We start from the raw sequence: 18,894 nt of genomic DNA on the forward strand, positions 1-18,894 counted from the left end.
AAGCCCAGTTCAGCACAGCTTGTGCGTATGTATGAAAAAAGAGCCAGAAACGTAGCTCTGCCTCTTTCCAAAAGCTTAAATCATGCTATTCAATCCCGTGTTCTGTAAAACGGATAGGCTTCCTCTTGCTGTGGTCCGCGGTACCAATACCTAGGACTTTGCAGGAGCTTCAGCCGTCAGAACCGCCTTACGGGACAAATTGACACGACCTTGCTGATCGATTTCAGTTACTTTCACCGTAATCGTATCTCCAATAGCAACCACATCCTCAACTTTGGCTACACGTTCAGTAGACAGTTGAGAAATATGAACCAGACCGTCCTTGCCCGGTAAAATCTCGACGAATGCACCGAATTTTTCAATCCGCTTCACTGTACCAATGTAAATTTCACCGACCACAACTTCTTTAACGATACCTTCAATAATGGAGCGCGCCTTTTCATTCATCTCTTGGTTTGTGGAAGCGATGAACACACGACCATCCTGCTCAATATCAATTTTTACGCCGGTTTCTTCGATAATTTTGTTAATGATTTTACCACCTGCACCAATAACATCACGGATTTTATCCGGATTAATATGCATCGTCATAATTTTTGGAGCGTACGGAGACAACTGCTCACGCGGCTTTTGGATGGCTTCCATCATCTTGCCAAGAATGAACAAACGTCCTTCTCTAGCTTGCTTGAGCGCATCCTGCAAAATTTCACGGTCAATACCGTCAATTTTAATGTCCATTTGGATGGCAGTTACACCTTCTGCTGTACCAGCCACTTTAAAGTCCATATCGCCCAGATGGTCTTCCATACCTTGGATATCCGTCAGCACCGAAACATGATCTCCGTCCTTGATCAATCCCATAGCTACACCTGCAACCGGAGCCTTGATCGGTACACCCGCATCCATCATAGCGAGCGTACTAGCGCAAATACTAGCTTGTGAGGTTGAACCGTTCGATTCCAGAACCTCGGAAACCAGACGGATGGTATATGGAAATTCAGTTTCGGAAGGAATTACTTTGGAAAGCGCACGCTCACCAAGCGCACCATGTCCAATTTCACGTCGACCCGGTGCACGCAAAGGACGAGCCTCACCTACGCTGAATGGAGGGAAATTGTAATGATGCATGAAACGTTTCGTTTCTTCCAGATCAATACCGTCCAGAATTTGTACGTCACCCAATGCGCCAAGTGTACAAACGCTAAGCGCTTGCGTTTGACCGCGTGTAAACAAGCCCGAGCCATGCGTACGCGGCAAAATGCTCGTGTCGCTTTCGATCGGACGAATTTCATTAAGCTTTCGACCGTCAGGGCGCACTTTATCATGCGTAATCAGACGACGAACTTCCTCTTTCACGATATCATAGAGAACTTCGCTCACGTCTTTCAAAAGCTCAGGCGTCTCTATGTATTGCGCTTCAAAGTGGGCAACTGTCTCTTCGTTGATTGCATCAATCGCCTCTTGACGGGCATGTTTTTCTGCAATTTTTACAGCTTCCACCAAACGGTCACCTGCATAAGCACGTACTTCACTGTTCACTTTGTCATCAACAGCATGCAGCTTAACCTGCATTTTCTCTTTTCCTGCGACTTGAACCAATTGTTCAATGACTGCCACAATGTTCTTAATCTCGTCATGACCGAACATAATCGCTTCCAGCATGACTTCCTCTGGAATTTCATCGCCTTCTGCTTCTACCATCATGATGGCATCTTTCGTTCCGGCTACAACCAGGTACAAATCGCTGGTTTTCTGCTGCGCAATGTCCGGGTTAATCACGAATTGTCCGTTGACACGGCCTACAGCAACTCCACCAATCGGCCCGTTAAAAGGCACATCCGAAATGCTAAGTGCCGCCGAGGTTCCGATCATCGCTGCAATTTCCGGTTCGCAATCCTGATCAACACTCATCACCAGGTTCAACACCTGTACATCATTCCGGAAGCCTTCCGGGAACAATGGGCGAATTGGACGGTCTGTCAAACGGCTGGACAAAATCGCTTTTTGACTTGGGCGTCCTTCACGTTTAATAAATCCACCTGGAATTTTCCCGACAGCATACAATCTTTCCTCATAGTTCACGGTCAGTGGAAAAAAGTCCAGATCTTTCGGTTCACGGGAAGCAGTCACGGTACAAAGCACAACTGTTTCTCCGTAGCTTACTTTAACTGCCGCATTAGCCTGTTTCGCAAGACGTCCTGTTTCCAGCACCAGCTTTCTTCCGCCGAGCTGCATTTCTACACGTTGCTCCATGGTATCCCTCCATTTCATTTCATTGTAAAAGTTCTATACATATCCAGTATTTCCTGCGCAGGTCTTATTCATAAGAAATTCACATTCAAATACGATATGTAATTTCAAAAAAAGATTCTGCTTTCAAAAAAGATTCCCATTTCAAAAAAGAACCCGGCTGCTGTCCGCCGTCGCCTTAGCAGGGACAAGCGGTGAACAACCAGGCTTCTTTTCACATTACATGTCTGAAAATTAACGACGCAGTCCGAGACGCTCGATCAACGCACTGTAACGTTTAACATCAGTCTTCTTCAGGTAAGCCAAAAGTTTACGACGCTGACCGACCATTTTCAACAACCCGCGGCGGGAGTGATGGTCTTTCTTGTGCGAACGAAAGTGACTTTGCAAGTTGACGATGTTTTCAGTAAGGATAGCGATTTGTACCTCAGGTGATCCTGTATCGGATTCATGAGTTTTGTACTCCTCGATCAATTGCTGTTTACGCTCTTGAGTCAATGCCATCCTGTTCACCTCCTTCATTATAATCGCCACTAGCCTCGTAGCCGCCGGTGAAAGCGGACAACCAAGCTAAGGTTCATCGTTGTTTACACAACATAAGTCAGTATAACACAGCGCCTGTCTTATGTAAATAATTTAGCCTAACAGCTTTTTAGCCGTCTGTGCGTCATTGCCAATTTGACTGATCAGCTCGTCTACAGAAGAGAATTTACGTTCAGGACGGATGTAATGATGAAGCTCAACCACCACAGACTCCCCATAAATCTGCTGATTAAAATCAAACAGATGCACCTCAAACGACGGATTCAGCACGCCTTCATGAAAGGTAGGCTTAACTCCTACATTCATGACACCGCTTATCCAATGATTGCCTACGAGTGCCCGTACAGCATATACACCCTTGACCGGAATTACGTAGGTATCATCCAGTTTGAGATTAGCGGTCGGAAATCCGATCGTGCGCCCCCGCTTCTCTCCATCCATTACAGTCCCCCGTATACGGTAGGGACGTCCCAACCAGCGAGACGCTTGGGTCAGATCCCCGGTCTGCAAAGCACGGCGGATATCAGAACTGCTCACCTTTTCCCCATCCAGCTCAAACGGGGGTACGGTGTGAACAGCCATCTGCTCTCCACCAAGCTTGCGAAGCGTATCCTCATGCCCCGCACCTCGGTAGCCAAACCGAAAATCAAAGCCCACTACTGCCGTTTGGATTTGCAATGGAAGCAGTACATCTGTCATGAACGCCTCAGGGCTGACCTTGGAAAAATCTTCGTTAAAGCTCATAATATAAAGAACATCCACACCCATGTCGGCCAAAATAGCCTGCTTGTCCGCAAGCGGTGTTAGATAACCTTCATAGTCACCTTTTTTCATGACTTCCTTCGGGTGAGGATGAAAAGTCATGACAGATGCCGACACTTTCTGTTCCCGAGCCAACGAAACGGCTTGGTGTATGACGCTTGCGTGTCCCAGATGAAGACCGTCGAACTGACCAATCGCCGTGACCTGTGGACGCCCCCATTGCTGTAAAAGCTCATCACTCAATGGATAAGATAATGAAACGGTAATCATATTCATTCACCTGCATTTCACATCATTTGACTAACTTCGTCAAAATTATAGCACAATTCAAGGTAAGAAAAACGTCTATCGACACACTTTCACAGCAGCCAGACCGCGCCTAGTGGAAGTTTTTCTTGCGATTATAGAATTGTTCAGCTCCGCTGAAAATTTATAAATTCTATAATTTTAAAAAAACTTTAATTGGAGCGATCGCACCTGATTCATCTCGTCCATATATGCCTAAAAACGTTTGATCCTCTTTATACAAACGAAAGGGCTGGCTATCGGTCACAGGTGGTGAAATCATATTCAGCGACAAACGTTGACCTTGCAAAGCTGCAGCTGCCTTTGCTTCGGCCACCGTATGCTCAGGCATATAGTCAATCGCCTGATCGGTTGCAATGAGCCGCTCACCCAGACTGCCATCCGCTACGCAGCGCTCTATCTCATCGAACGTCAGGCAACGTTCCGCGGATATTCCCGCAGACATGGTTCGCTCCAGCTTGACCATCGTTGAAGGATATCCCAACGCACGGCCAATATCAACACATAGTGTACGGATATACGTCCCTTTGGAGCATAGGGCACGGAAGGAAATATCCACATACGATCCTGTCTGCTCGAATCCTGTCATCTCCAGCTCGTAAATGTCTACTTCGCGGCTTTTGCGCTCCACGGTTTTTCCTTCCCTGGCCAGTTCATATAGACGTTTGCCATTCACTTTGAGCGCAGAATACATCGGCGGCACCTGAGAGATCGTACCAACAAATCGCTCCAGCGTCGCTTTGGCTTCTACTTCCGTCACCTCTACTGGGCGTTCACTTTCTTCAGTAACTGTCCCTGTAAGATCTTCGGTATCGGTCGCTATGCCTAATCTCAACGTGGCCTGATACTCCTTGGGCCGCTCCTGCATGTATTCAACGACTCGGGTAGCCCGCCCCAGACACAAGGGCAGCACACCGGTTACCTGCGGATCAAGCGTTCCGGTGTGTCCAATCCGTTTCATCCCCAGTAGACGGCGAGCCTTTGCCACCACATCATGAGAGGTAAATCCAGCGGGTTTAAGGACGGGCAAAATACCTTCCCAACTTGCCTGTTCCTTCTTCATTGGGTTCATAGCTCGTCCTTCACCCGCCCTACAACCGTCTCAATAATATCCTCCAGTTTACCTTCCAGCCGGCAGCCCGCAGCACGAACATGTCCTCCGCCCCCAAACGACTGGGCTAACGCAGCTACGTTAACACGGCCTGCTGATCTCATGCTGGCTTTAACCGCTTGTTCATTGATGACTTTAAAGAAAATGCCGACTTCAACGCCACGAATATTTCTTGGATAGTTAACAATCCCTTCCAAGTCCTCGTTAACAGCTCCGCACTCCTCCATATCGTCAGGTGTAACAACCACCCAGGCGACTTTACCATCCTCCGACATCGTGAGCGTCTGTAATGCCTTGGTCAGCACCTTCATCTGCGGAAATGTCATTTCTTCCAGCAAATTTTCAGACAAAGATGGACCGTCTACACCGTAAGTGAGCAACTGAGACACAATAGACATCACCTTTGGCGAAGTGTTGGAATACCGGAAGCCTCCTGTATCCGTAAGCAGTCCTGTATACACAGAAGTCGCTACTTCAACGTCCCACTTCACTGCAAATATTTCCAGTAAATCAAAAAGGATTTCCGCTGTTGCCGCTGCATCCGGCTTAATTACATTCACCGTACCATACGCATCATTCGTTGGATGATGATCAATATTCAGGATAACGGCATCTTCCGCAAAAAACTGTTCTGTCAGACCAACACGACGGTAGTCTGCACAATCCACGCAAATAATCCGGCTGTATTTCCGTTCTGGCGGTTGCTGGCTCATATCCATAATCTCATCGGCATGCCATAAAAAATCCATGCGTTTGGGAATAGCTCCCTCGTTCAGCATGGTAAATTTCTTCCCCAGACATGAGAGAAGCCAGCCCACCGTTACGGTGGAGCTGACTGCGTCTCCGTCCGGCTGTACATGCGATACGATCAGGTAATCATCATGCTCCAGAATAAATTCCTTCGCTAGTTGAAGCGCCTGTTCATAGGTATGCATTGCCGTCTCCTTTACATTCAGTTCATGGTTTCTTCGGATCAAGAGGATTTCCTATTTTTCGTCCTTGTCGATATCACTCAACAGCTTTTCAATTCGGCTGCCGTAAGCAATAGATTCGTCAATTTTGAAAATCAGCTCAGGAATATGGCGGAGCCGTATCCGTTTGCCAAGCTCAGAACGAAGATAACCGTTCGCTTTGTCCAACGCCTTCAGGGAAGAAGTCTTTTGTTCGTCATCCCCAAGTACGCTCAAGTATACTTTCGCTTGGGACAAATCGTTTGTGACATCGACACCCGTCACCGTAATAAAACCGATACGAGGGTCCTTTAATTCGGTTTGTATGAGTAGGCTTAGCTCCTTCTTAATCTGCTCGCCAACTCGACCTGTACGTATTTTAGCCATGGATGCTCACCTCTCTGCCGTTAGCGCTCCACTGTTTCCATGACGAACGCTTCAATAATGTCGGATTCCTTAACATCATTATAGCCATCAAGGGTGATACCACATTCATAACCTTGGGCAACTTCTTTTGCGTCGTCCTTAAAGCGTTTCAGTGAGTCGATTTTACCTTCAAAAATGACGATGCCGTCACGAATCAGGCGTGCTTCTGCTGAACGGGTAATTTTACCGGACGTCACCATACAACCAGCGATCGTACCGACTTTAGTAACTTTGAATACGTTACGAACTTCAGCGTGTCCGATCACATTTTCCTTATATTCAGGGTCCAGCATGCCTTTCATAGCCTGCTCGATTTCTTCAATGACATTGTAAATGACGCGATGCAGACGAATGTCCACTTTTTCAGCTTCCGCTGTAGATTTCGCCTGATTATCAGGACGAACGTTAAAACCAATGACAATGGCATTGGAAGCCGCAGCCAAAATAATATCGGATTCGGTGATTGCACCTGCACCACTGTGAAGAATTTTGACGCGTACACCTTCAACTTCAATCTTGTTCAAGGAGCCTTTCAGCGCTTCGACAGAACCTTGTACATCACCTTTGATAATGACGTTCAGATCCTTCATCTCACCATCCTTGATATGTTGGAACAGATCATCCAGCGTTACGCGGGTGTTGCTGCCCAGATCGGACTGACGCTGCGTGATCGCACGTTTATCCGCGATAGCACGGGCTTTGCGCTCATCCTCAAACACCATGAACGGATCGCCAGCGAGTGGAACTTCTGTCAAACCAGTAATTTCAACTGGTGTGGAAGGCCCAGCTTCCTTGAGACGACGACCTTTATCGTTGACCATGGCACGTACACGTCCGAAGCAGTTCCCCGCTACGAAGGCATCCCCGACTTTCAGAGTACCGTTCTGCACAAGCACACGAGCTACAGAACCGCGGCCCTTATCCAACTCAGCCTCAATGATAGTACCGCGTGCCCGTTTGTCCGGGTTCGCTTTGTATTCGTTCACTTCAGCTACCAGCAGAATCATTTCGAGCAGATCTTCCAGACCCATTCTTTGTTTCGCTGAGACGTTGACGAAAATGGTATCTCCGCCCCACTCTTCAGGTACCAACTCATATTCAGTCAGTTCCTGCTTCACTTTATCCGGGTTCGCATCCGGTTTGTCAATCTTGTTCACAGCCACGATAATAGGCAAACCTGCCGCTTTCGCATGGTTGATGGCTTCGACCGTCTGTGGCATAACACCGTCGTCAGCTGCAACCACGATAATCGTCATATCTGTAACTTGAGCACCACGAGCACGCATTGCAGTAAAGGCCTCGTGACCCGGTGTATCCAAGAAAGTGATTTTTTTACCGTTAATTTCAACCTGGTATGCACCGATATGCTGTGTAATACCACCGGCTTCGCCACCTGTTACATTCGTGGAGCGAATAGCATCCAGCAAAGTGGTTTTACCATGATCGACGTGACCCATGATTGTTACAACTGGTGGACGTGTTTTCAAATCCGCTGGATCATCATTTTCTTCCACCGTTTCAAAACGATCTTCTTCGACCGGAATCTTCACTTCGACTTCAACGCCAAAATCACCAGCCAGTAAAAGAATGGTATCCATATCCAGTTCCTGATTGATTGTCGCCATTGTTCCGAGCATAATCAGCTTTTTGATAACTTCTGACGCATCCTTGTGAAGCAGCTTCGCTGTTTCGCCTACGGTCATCTCGCCACGTACAATAATTTTCTTAGGCGTATTGTCGATTTTCTCACGGCGCTCCTGCGGTTGGCCTTTACCACGGTTGTTAAATTTCCCGCCACGATTGTTACCACCGCGATTATTGCCACCACGGCCACCGCCGTTACCACCACGTCCTCCGCCTTGACGGTTATCGTCGAAACGACCTTGACCGGAACGGTTATTTCCGTTACTGAAGTTACTGCCTGTACGATTGCCACCACCATTACGGTTGGCATTGCCGCTTCCCGTAGATGAAGATGTTCTTACTGCCGTTCCACCTTGGCTACTCCCTTGAGAACGCGTACCTGTGTTGCTAGCGGAACGCTGTTGTCCCCCTTGTTGTTGACCATTACTGCGGTTCTGGCTGCCCTGCTGGCCACTTGGTTTATTCGCACTTTGCTGACTGCGGTTTTGACCGCCCTGCTGACTACCTTGCGCTTTTGGAGCGCTGCTTCGACTACTGTTTTGGTTGTTATTTGTCCTATTCATACTTACCTGCTTTTCCTGTTGATTTTTGGTTTGCTCAGTTGAATGATTACTGTTCTGATTTGAACCGGTCTGACTTGAACCAGTCCGACTTGAACCGTTCTGGCTTGAGCCAGCCTGATTCGAGCTCACTTGCGCCGTGTCTGCTCCACCTTGCTTGGCCGCAGCATTGGATTTGATATTCTTAAAAAAATTTTCCACTTTGCCTACGGCATCATGTTCCATGACGCTCATATGGTTGTTTACGGGAATATCCAGCCGTTTAAGAATGGTGATAATTTCTTTGCTGCTCATGTTCAACGATTTGGCGTATTCGTATACCCGCACTTTGTCTTTGCTTTCTTGTTTACTCAATATACTCCACCTCCGACATTATCCCCGCATGTTTCATGATCAATTTCGCGAATCCTTGATCCGTCACAGCCAGCACAACCCGTTCAGGTTTGCCGATACTGCTTCCCAAGCTTTCCCGGTCAAATCCTATCAATAAGGGGATTTTGTACGTCCCGCATTTGTCGCGGAATTTCTTTTGAGTATTCATTGAAGCATCTTTTGCAAGAATGACCAGCTTGGCTTCTGAAGACCTGATCGCTTTATAAACGGTCTCATCACCTGTTAGCAGCTTGCCAGCTCTCATGGCAAGACCCAATCCAGACAGCGCCTTATTCATCCTGCACGCTGCCTTGTGCCGCCAGGAATTCTTCCTCGACGGCAGCAAAATCACGACTTAGCTGCTCATAGATGTCAGGATGAACCGAGTGCTTCAATGCTCGATCCAGTGCTTTGCTTTTTTGAGCCAGCTTGAAGCAGGCGGCTTTGCCGCACAAGTAAGCACCGCGTCCTGACTTTTTACCAGTCAAGTCAATCAGCACTTCGTCTTCAGGGGTTTTAACGACACGGATCAACTGCTTCTTTGGCATCATTTCATGACAGGCCACACATTTGCGCAAAGGTATCTTTCTCTGTTTCATGCATTAACCCCCCTACACTCCGCTTAGTCTACAGAAACGGAATCCTGATGCATTTCATCGGTGGATGTTCTTGGTCTGCCAAGCTCTTCCTCCGCCTGTGTTTCACTCTTAATATCAATTTTCCAGCCAGTAAGCTTAGCAGCAAGACGAGCATTCTGCCCTTTAATGCCAATAGCCAGAGAAAGCTGATAATCCGGCACAATGACGCGCGCCATCTTTTCTTCTTCAAATACCTGTACCTCAAGTACTTTAGAAGGGCTTAACGCATTAGCAACGTATTCGTCAACGTTATCGGAATAGCGCACGATGTCAATTTTTTCGCCACGCAGCTCATTCACAATGGTTTGTACCCGTGTTCCTCTAGGTCCTACACAGGAGCCTACCGGATCAACCTCTTCATTGCGGGAATGAACCGCGATTTTAGAACGGAAGCCTGCTTCACGCGCTACAGAACGAATCTCTACCACACCGTCAAAAATTTCAGGCACTTCGAGTTCAAACAAACGCTTAAGCAGACCGGGATGTGAGCGGGACAGCATAATTTGCGGCCCTTTAGTTGTGTTCTCCACCTTGGTAATATAGGCCTTAATCCGATCCAGATGGTTGAATTTCTCATTTGGCATCAGCTCGCTCAACGGCAGAACCGCTTCTACCTTGCCCAAATCAATATAAATATTGCGTGGGTCTTGGCGCTGTACAGTTCCTGTTACAATATCTTCTTCCTTGTCCACAAACTTGTTGTAGATCAAGCCCCGTTCCGCTTCGCGGATACGCTGGGTCACAACCTGCTTCGCTGTTTGTGCAGCAATCCGTCCAAAATCACGTGGTGTAACTTCAATTTCAGCGATATCCTCCAACTGAAAATGCGGATTAATTTCACGAGCTGCTGGCAACGAAATCTCGGTGCGAGGGTCCAATACCTCCTCAACAATCAGCTTGCGCGCATATACCTTAATGACTCCCGAGTTGCGGTTCATATCAACACGGACGTTCTGTGCGGTATTGAAATTCCGTTTGTAGCTGGAAATCAAGGCTGCTTCAATGGCCTCAAACAGCACATCCTTGCTGATCCCCTTTTCTCTTTCCAACTCGTTCATTGCTTCAATAAAATCCATACTCATGGATTACTGCTCCCCCTTTCAAATGATGGCACCTGTGTCCTGGTCAGCACACGAGGTATAAAACATGAAGTCATGTCAAACAGCAACAGTCAAATCCAAATTAAAATATGATCGCGAGCCTTGCACCAGCTACCTTTTCATAAGGTATGGCATGCTTCTTTTGTCCGCTTTGAACGGTGAGCTCCCCATCTTCAAAAGAAAGCAGACGACCTTCAAATTCCTTCAGGCCGTTGATCGGCTCGTATGTAGTAACAAATACATTTTTGCCTACCGCTTTAGTTACGTCCTCCGCTTTTTTCAGCGGTCTCTCGGCACCTGGTGAGGATACTTCCAGAAAATATGCTGTAGAAACCGGATCATTCTCATCCAGCTTTTGGCTCAGATATTCACTGATCATACTACAGTCGTCCAGATCAATTCCTCCGTCTTTGTCCACAAAAACGCGAAGAAACCAGTTGCTGCCCTCTTTGACATACTCGACATCGACCAGTTCAAAGCCATGCTCATCAAAATAAGGTTGGGCCATTTCTTCTACTGCTGACTTGATCTTTGGTGTGCTCAAAGATTATAACCTCCAAAAGTAAACTTTCCTGTGGTGAAAAAAGACGCCCCATTACGATGGACAATGCTTCTTCATCACCGGCATTTTCCATTTTTATTTGATGTAATGTTCATTTCGGGCTCACTGCAAATAAACCGGCTTACCGGTTTTGGCCCAAAAATAACGTTTTCACGTTGTAACTGTATATCAAACAGTAAAGAGTGGGTTTCCCCACTCTTTTAGCAACGGTTTTATCTCCATGATTACCAAAAAAATTATATCATAACCGTAGTTATGTGACAAGTGCCAGAGCTTGACTACTGTGGTTCGGATTAAAACAGAGACAGCTGATTACTCTCTGGCAGACCTCGAAAGCACCCCATCTGGGACAGCATTTCGACAATGGTTTTACTGGCCTTCGACTTTTGCTGAAAATCCTCGACAGACAAAAATTCACCCTGTTCACGGGCAGCCGCGATGTTACGCGCCGCGTTTTCACCAATCCCCTGAAGGGCTCCAAACGGCGGAATGAGCGAATCTCCATCCACTTTGAAGCGTGTAGCTTCGGAACGGTACAAATCAATCGATTTGAAACTGAAGCCGCGAGCTGTCATTTCCAAAGCCATTTCCAGGATTGGCAGCATCCCTTTTTCCTTTTGCGAGGCCTGGAAGCCAAGCTGCTCGATCTCGACAATTTTCTTTCCAATTGCATCATATCCCTGACAACACAGTTCAATATCAAAATCGGCTGCACGTACGGAGAAGTAAGTCGCATAATATTCTATCGGATGATACAGCTTGAAATACGCTGTACGCACCGCTGAAATAACATAGGCTGCGGCATGCGCCTTCGGAAACATGTACTGGATTTTCAGACAGGAATCAATGTACCACTGCGGCACCTTGCATTTTTTCATTTCCTCAATCCATTCGGCACTAAGACCCTTACCTTTACGCACGCTCTCCGTAATTTTAAAGGCCAGACCTGCGTCCATCCCCGCCTTGTAAATCAAAAACAGCATGATATCATCCCGGCAACCAATTACAGTCTTGATGTTGCAGGTATTATTTTTGATTAACTCCTGCGCGTTCCCCAGCCATACGCCCGTACCGTGAGACAAACCGGAGATTTGCAGTAAATCGGCAAAAGAGCTCGGCTGCGACTCTACCAGCATTTGGCGTACAAACTTCGTCCCCATCTCTGGTACACCATAGGTTGCGACAGGTGTGCGGATTTGCTGTGGTGTTACACCGAGTGCCTCCGTGGAGTTGAACATGCTCATCACTTTGGGATCATTCATGGGGATCGTCGTCGGGTCAACCCCGGTCAAATCCTGAAGCATCCTCATCATGGTCGGATCATCATGGCCCAGAATATCGAGCTTGAGCAAGTTCGCATCAAAAGCGTGATAATCAAAATGCGTCGTTTTCCATTCCGAGCTCGTATCATCAGCCGGGTACTGCACCGGCGTAATGTCCTCGACCTCAATATAATCGGGAACAACCACAATCCCGCCCGGATGCTGTCCGGTACTGCGTTTTACACCTGTACAACCGGAAGCCAGCCTGTTCAGCTCGGCTCCGCGCCATTTTTTATGATGTGCCTCTTCATATTTTTTGGCAAATCCAAACGCCGTTTTCTCAGCAACCGTACCGATGGTTCCTGCACGGAAAACACTTTTTTCACCAAACAGCACTTTCGTATAGTTATGCGCGACAGGCTGATATTCTCCGGAGAAGTTCAAGTCAATATCGGGAACTTTATCTCCTTTAAAGCCGAGGAACGTTTCAAATGGTATATCCTGTCCCTCACCCTTAAGCTTGCCACCGCAATTCGGACAGTTCTTGTCTGGCAAGTCAAACCCGCTCGGCACACTTCCATCCAAAAACCATTCACTGTGTCTGCATTCAGGATTAACGCAAATATAATGAGCAGGCAATGGATTAACCTCGGAAATACCGAGGAAAGTAGCTACCACAGAAGAACCGACAGAGCCCCGTGAACCTACCAGGTATCCATCCTGATTAGACTTTTTAACCAGACGCTCGGAAATGAGATAGTTAGCGGAGAACCCGTATTTGATAATAGGCTCCAATTCTTTTTCAAGACGAGCTACAACGACCTCGGGCAAGGATTCGCCATAGATGGATTGAGCCGTCTCATAGCATGTATTACGGATCTCCTCATCTGCTCCGTCCAGCAATGGCGTAAACAGCTTGTCAGGGAACAATTCCAGTTCCTCAAACCGCTCCGCCAGCTCGCTTGTGTTGGTCACAACAACCTCATAAGCTTTTTCCTCACCCAAAAACTCAAACTCTGCCAGCATTTCATCCGTTGTCCGCAAATGAGCATCCGGCTTACGGATATCTTTTAACGGGCTAAACCCGGTAATGCCGTGTATGGTGATATCACGATACAGCTTATCGCGAGTCTCCAAATAGTGAACATTGCCTGTAGCAATAACCGGCTTATCAAGCCGCTTTCCTATTTCGCATACTTTGCGTATGGCCGTTTTGAGAGCGTCAGGTCCGCTTACCAGCTGCTTTTCCACCAGATGCATATACATTGTTAAAGGTTGAATCTCCAACACATCATAAAACTGTGCAACTTCCTCGGCTTCTTCCTCGGATTTATTCAACACAGCCTCGAAAAACTCTCCCTTTTCGCAGCCGGAAATAATAAGCAATCCCTCTCTCATTTCCGACAATTTAGATTTAGGAATACAAGGCACACGCTTGAAATATTCGGTATGAGACATTGAAACCAGCTTGTACAGATTTTTTTTACCTATCGGATTCAGGGCATAAATGCAGCAGTGGAAGGGACGAGCGGTTGATAAATCCTTCCCAACATAGTCATTCAAGCGATCGAGCATTTGCAAACCCTTAATTTGTTCCGCATCATTGAGCAATCCGTTCAACACTTCTGCCAACGCAACGGTATCATCAATAGCCCGGTGATGGCTTTCGAGCGCAACCTTATACTTAGCCGTCAGCGTATTTAATCGGTGATTTTTCAGCGTCGGAAACAGCAAGCGGGCCAGTTCCAGCGTATCCAGCACCGGATTGGTCATTTCAGGCAACCCCATCTTTCGAAGCATTGCCTGGATGAAGCCAACATCAAATCGCGCATTATGGGCAACCAGCACGGCATCGCCAACAAAATCGACGAACTCTTTCATAACCGGTTCCACATCCGGTGCATCCTTGACCATTTCATCGTTAATGTTGGTCAGTTGCTGGATATTGTAGGGAATACGCTCATGCGGATTCACAAAGGTCGCATAACGGTCAATTTCCTTGCCTTCATACATTTTGACAGCCGCTATCTCAATGATTTTATTTTGCGTGACGGACAAACCGGTGGTTTCAATATCAAAAACGACATAGGTCGCTGTTTTCAAATTTAACGACTGCGCCTGCATCACAACCTCAACTGCGTCATTAACCACATTGGCCTCAATGCCGTAGATCATTTTAATTCCGTTTTTCTTGGCTGCCTTAGCGGCATCAGGATAGCATTGCACTCCACCATGATCGGTGACCGCAATCGCTTTGTGCCCCCACTTAGCGGCTGTTTTGACATATTGATCAATCGAGGCTACAGCATCCATTGCGCTCATCTTTGTATGCAGATGGAATTCAACCCGCTTTTCCTCTGCGTTATCCTTACGTGTAGGCGGAGCCTGTACTTCAATCAGATCGGAAGGAATCATAACCAGCTCGGGAATTTGCATAAAACGATCGTATTCTACCCGCCCACGGACTTTGACCCATTTTCCGTTAGCCAGCAGGCTGAGCACTTTTAGATCTTCTTTTGTTTTAGCAAACATTTTCATCTGCAAGGAATCACTAAAGTCTGTCAAATAGAACGTAAACAACGTACTGCCATTGCGCAGCTCTTTACTATCCAGACCGAAGATCGTCCCCTGCAAAGTAACTTTCTTCTCTTCGTCCTGAATATCCTGCATCGGAACAGGCGGTTCTTTGATTTCATAACCAAATTGAAGCCGGACATCTCCCTCTTCCTCTTCTACAGGCGGCATTTCAGCTTCCATACTTTCCATCATTTTCTGAATAACTTCGCGTTCTTCCTGCATCTTCTTCTCTTGGAACTGTTGCAAAGCCTCCTGATTACTTTCACCGACCTGAATTTTAACGCGCATGGAGAGTCCAAAATATTTGTCGTAAAATTTGATAATAGCTTGGTCAATCTGTTTTTTACGCGCCAGCTCCAGCGACATGCTATCGCTCATCGTCAGTATGAACAGCCCATCTTCCCACTCATGCACAGCCCGATTCATCCAACCGTTTACAGAGGGAATTTCACGATGTACCCACTCCAGAAAAAGCTTCCAGTATTCACCGATAATATCACCAGGTTGAACCTGATCACCATAATGAAATCGAAACGTTATTTTGGCGATATGATTCATCTTTTCCTGTACCTGAATGCAGAACGTACGATATACCTGAGCGGGAACCAGTGTCTCCTTGACAAGAATGATATTCCAGTCCTTATTGGTACGGCTAATTTCCACCTGATCAATCCAACCGTCCAAGAAATAAGGTTCAACCACTCCCGCAGGCATCACAACCTGTTTCATCAGCAGTTCCAGCCGCCTTCTCTTTTCTTCAGCTCCGCCCATGGCTCTCCCCCCCATTTCCTAATAATTCTATCTTAGCTGTCTTTAAAGTGTACAGCGGTCTCCTCATCTTCAACTTTCATTCCGAAAACATGAAAAGCTTCTGCGTCAAAAACATCTCCGACCGCAAAAGCTTTTCGTAGCCCTCCTCACCCCTCCAACGCGACAATATAAATCCTACGGGGCATTGCCACGTACAGTTATACTGTTGGCAGAGAAAATGAAGTGAGTATAATGGGTTTGCTTTACTTCTTTATTAGTACGCCCGTGCGAACACTACAGTATGCTTGGCCGGTTTGCCACAGCACAGACATGTGGTCTTTTGCTCGGTTGTTTTAAACGGTATGTTGCGGCTTGTAGCGCCTGTCACTTCTTTGACCTTGTCTTCACATTCCTCAGATCCACACCAGCCTGCCAAAGTAAAGCCGCGTTTTTCTTCCATGAGCGCCTTCATTTCATCCAGCGTATCGACGGAATAGAAGTTTTCTTCCATAAAATTCTTCGCACGAACATACATTTCCTGTTGTACCTGTGCAAGCATTGCCTGGACTTCCTCTACCAAGTTGTCCTGCTGTACAATTTTTTTCTCGCCGCTAATACGGGATACGAGTACACAGACACCGTTTTCCATATCACGAGGTCCGATTTCCAAACGTACTGGTACACCGCGCATTTCATATTCGTTAAATTTCCAGCCTGGACTCACATCGCTGCGGTCGTCCATTTTCACACGTACACCTGATTGCTTCAACTGAGCGAACAGTTCATCTGCGCGCGCGATCACAGCATCACGCTTCTTAGGCGGTCCGATTGGAACCATAACGACTTGTGTAGGTGCAACTTTAGGAGGCAAAGCCAAACCGCGATCATCTCCATGGACCATAATCAGTGCACCAATCAAGCGTGTACTTGTTCCCCATGAAGTTGTATGTGCGAACTCCAGATTATTTTCACGGCTCAAATATTTAATATCAAATGCAACCGCAAAATTGGTCCCCATATAGTGGGAGGTCCCAGCTTGTACCGCACGCCCATCCTTCATCATCGCTTCCAGTGAGAATGTTTCCTTCGCACCTGCAAATTTTTCAGATGGTGTCTTTTGTCCAGTAATAACTGGAATAGCCAGAACTTCTTCGATAACCTCACGGTACACTTCCAGCATTTTCATCGTTTCTTCGCGTGCTTCTTCCTCTGTTTCATGAGCCGTGTGACCTTCCTGCCACAAAAATTCACTTGTACGCAAGAAAGGTAGTGTCCGTTTTTCCCAACGCACCACGTTAGCCCATTGGTTAATAAGCACAGGCAGATCTCGATAGGACTGAATCCATTTGGAGTACATATGTCCAATCATGGTTTCTGAAGTCGGTCGGATTGCAAGGCGCTCTTCCAGCTTTTCCCCGCCAGCCTCGGTTACCCAAGGAAGCTCAGGATTAAATCCTTCCACGTGCTCTTTCTCCTTTTGGAAAAAGCTTTCGGGGATAAACATTGGAAAATAAGCATTGCGGTGACCCGTTTCTCTGAAACGCACGTCCATCGCTTCCTTGATATGCTCCCAAATTTCAAAACCGTCCGGGCGAAATACAATACACCCGCGAACCGGGGAATAATCCATCAGCTCTGCTTTTTTAATTACATCAATGTACCATCGGGAAAAATCTTCGCTCTGTGGCGTAATTTCCTCGACAAACTGTTTATCGTTCGACATAGAAATGCATGTCCTCCCATACAGACCGTTTTTATAAAGTCCGCCTCTAATTAACCGTTAATTAAGCGTAAAATATCGTTGTACGTGACTGCGATCATAAGCAGGAATAGCATAGCAAAACCAACAAAATGGACCATTCCTTCTCTGCCCGGATCAATGGGACGTCCTCTTACCGCCTCTACACCGAGGAACACAAGTCTGCTACCATCCAGCGCCGGGATAGGCAACAAATTAAATATCCCCAGATAGAGACTCATAATAGCCGTCCAATACGTTAACTGCTCAATGCCCTGCTTGGCAATTTGTCCCGTCACTTCAAAAGTACGTACAGGACCGCCCAGATCATTAATAGAAAAGCGTTGAATGAGCTGGCTAAATCCCTGGAAAATAATATCGGTCGTTCTTACCATGGATTGTCCGGCAAATTTAAAGGTCTCTCCAACCCCTGCTTGGCGCTTTGGAAGTTCAGGCACGATACCTACTTTGCCGCCCTTTTGCCCCTCCATTGCACGAGGTGTGATGGTAAGATCAAATGTTTGATTATCGCGGCGAACCTTCCACTTCATCGGCTTGTCTTGAGAATCGGCAATCAGCTTGATCAAATTTTCAACATTCGCACCAATTGCAGTACCATTCACCGATTCAATGATATCTCCCTTATGCAAATCAGCCTCGGCAGCAGGCATCCCCGCTGTAATTTCACTAATTTGAACATAAGTGGGGTTCTCCACTTGTATCCCGACCATCTGGATATGCAGACCAAACAGAATAAAGGCAAGAATAAAATTCATCAGTGGTCCAGCAAAAATAGCCAGCGCGCGCTGTCCCACCGTTTTGCTGCCATACTGCCGATCCTTCGGAGCAATTTGAATGGATTGTCCTTTGGTTACCATCATCGCTTGCGGGTGTACAGTGTATTGCTGATCTTCACCATCCACATCCAATTTTACAGTCAGCGCCTCTTCCAGATCAATATCCAAAACTTCGCCACGGACCACATTTTTACGGTTATCCAATTGATCCAGATAAATGGTTTTAACGACGCCGTCCGTTACGCGTACAGCAATCGTTTGTCCGGCTTCAATTTCATTAACCTCCGGATCTTCTCCCGCCATGCGGGCGAAACCACCGAAAGGCAACAAACGTAGCGTAAATCGCGTCTCGTTTCTTTTATAAGAAAACAGTTTCGGACCGAAACCGATCGCAAACTCCCGTACCAGAATCCCGGCGCGTTTGGCAAAATAATAATGCCCCCATTCATGCACCGTCACTATGACGAAAAACATGAGCACCGTCATCAACACTATTTGAATCGTTTCCAATCGTTTCCGTTCCCCTTTCAATGAGATCGAGTTTGT

At 46.9% G+C, this 18,894-nt stretch carries 14 protein-coding genes; all 14 read right to left on the minus strand.

What is annotated here, in order from left to right:
* Positions 1-150: 150 nt before the first annotated feature.
* Positions 151-2,253 carry a polyribonucleotide nucleotidyltransferase gene (pnp, locus tag B4V02_RS15070; RefSeq protein ID WP_094155436.1) on the minus strand — a complete coding sequence of 701 codons (2,103 nt, stop codon included), beginning with the start codon at positions 2,251-2,253 and terminating at the stop codon, positions 151-153.
* 231 nt (positions 2,254-2,484) lie between these two features.
* Complete coding sequence (gene rpsO, locus B4V02_RS15075) at positions 2,485-2,754, minus strand: 30S ribosomal protein S15 (RefSeq protein ID WP_007430074.1); 270 nt, start codon at positions 2,752-2,754, stop codon at positions 2,485-2,487.
* Positions 2,755-2,886: 132 nt separating this feature from the next.
* Positions 2,887-3,825 carry a bifunctional riboflavin kinase/FAD synthetase gene (locus tag B4V02_RS15080; protein ID WP_094155437.1) on the minus strand — a complete coding sequence of 313 codons (939 nt, stop codon included), beginning with the start codon at positions 3,823-3,825 and terminating at the stop codon, positions 2,887-2,889.
* A 169-nt stretch (positions 3,826-3,994) separates the two neighbouring features.
* On the minus strand, positions 3,995-4,933 hold the full coding sequence (truB, locus tag B4V02_RS15085; protein ID WP_094155438.1) for a tRNA pseudouridine(55) synthase TruB: 939 nt from the start codon (positions 4,931-4,933) through the stop codon (positions 3,995-3,997).
* Complete coding sequence (locus B4V02_RS15090; protein WP_094155439.1) at positions 4,930-5,907, minus strand: DHH family phosphoesterase; 978 nt, start codon at positions 5,905-5,907, stop codon at positions 4,930-4,932. The genes truB and B4V02_RS15090 overlap by 4 nt, the downstream gene beginning before the upstream one ends.
* A 51-nt stretch (positions 5,908-5,958) precedes the next feature.
* Positions 5,959-6,309: a 30S ribosome-binding factor RbfA gene (rbfA, locus tag B4V02_RS15095; protein ID WP_007430070.1), complete on the minus strand. Its 351-nt coding sequence runs from the start codon at positions 6,307-6,309 to the stop codon at positions 5,959-5,961.
* Positions 6,310-6,329: 20 nt separating this feature from the next.
* Entirely contained in the window at positions 6,330-8,906 is a 2,577-nt protein-coding gene (gene infB / locus B4V02_RS15100) for a translation initiation factor IF-2 (RefSeq protein WP_094155440.1), read from the minus strand.
* Positions 8,899-9,222: a L7Ae/L30e/S12e/Gadd45 family ribosomal protein gene (locus B4V02_RS15105; protein WP_094155441.1), complete on the minus strand. Its 324-nt coding sequence runs from the start codon at positions 9,220-9,222 to the stop codon at positions 8,899-8,901. Before B4V02_RS15105 ends, infB begins: the two co-directional genes overlap by 8 nt.
* Positions 9,215-9,523, minus strand: a complete 309-nt coding sequence (gene rnpM / locus B4V02_RS15110; protein WP_007430067.1) for an RNase P modulator RnpM — start codon at positions 9,521-9,523, stop codon at positions 9,215-9,217. The genes B4V02_RS15105 and rnpM overlap by 8 nt, the downstream gene beginning before the upstream one ends.
* A gap of 23 nt (positions 9,524-9,546) precedes the next feature.
* Positions 9,547-10,644 (minus strand): transcription termination factor NusA, encoded by a 1,098-nt coding sequence (nusA, locus tag B4V02_RS15115; RefSeq protein ID WP_007430066.1) that lies wholly within the window; start codon positions 10,642-10,644, stop codon positions 9,547-9,549.
* Between the two features lie 100 nt (positions 10,645-10,744).
* The gene (gene rimP, locus B4V02_RS15120; protein WP_007430065.1) at positions 10,745-11,206 is read right to left on the minus strand and encodes a ribosome maturation factor RimP; all 462 of its coding nucleotides are present in this window, start codon (positions 11,204-11,206) and stop codon (positions 10,745-10,747) included.
* A 311-nt stretch (positions 11,207-11,517) separates the two neighbouring features.
* On the minus strand, positions 11,518-15,834 hold the full coding sequence (locus B4V02_RS15125; protein ID WP_094155442.1) for a PolC-type DNA polymerase III: 4,317 nt from the start codon (positions 15,832-15,834) through the stop codon (positions 11,518-11,520).
* Positions 15,835-16,087: 253 nt separating this feature from the next.
* Positions 16,088-17,536, minus strand: a complete 1,449-nt coding sequence (gene proS / locus B4V02_RS15130) for a proline--tRNA ligase (RefSeq protein ID WP_007430063.1) — start codon at positions 17,534-17,536, stop codon at positions 16,088-16,090.
* Between the two features lie 50 nt (positions 17,537-17,586).
* Positions 17,587-18,858, minus strand: coding sequence for an RIP metalloprotease RseP (gene rseP, locus B4V02_RS15135; RefSeq protein ID WP_007430062.1), 1,272 nt, complete (start codon positions 18,856-18,858; stop codon positions 17,587-17,589).
* Positions 18,859-18,894: the final 36 nt, after the last annotated feature.

This window comes from Paenibacillus kribbensis, assembly GCF_002240415.1.
In the GTDB taxonomy this organism is placed as follows: domain Bacteria; phylum Bacillota; class Bacilli; order Paenibacillales; family Paenibacillaceae; genus Paenibacillus; species Paenibacillus kribbensis.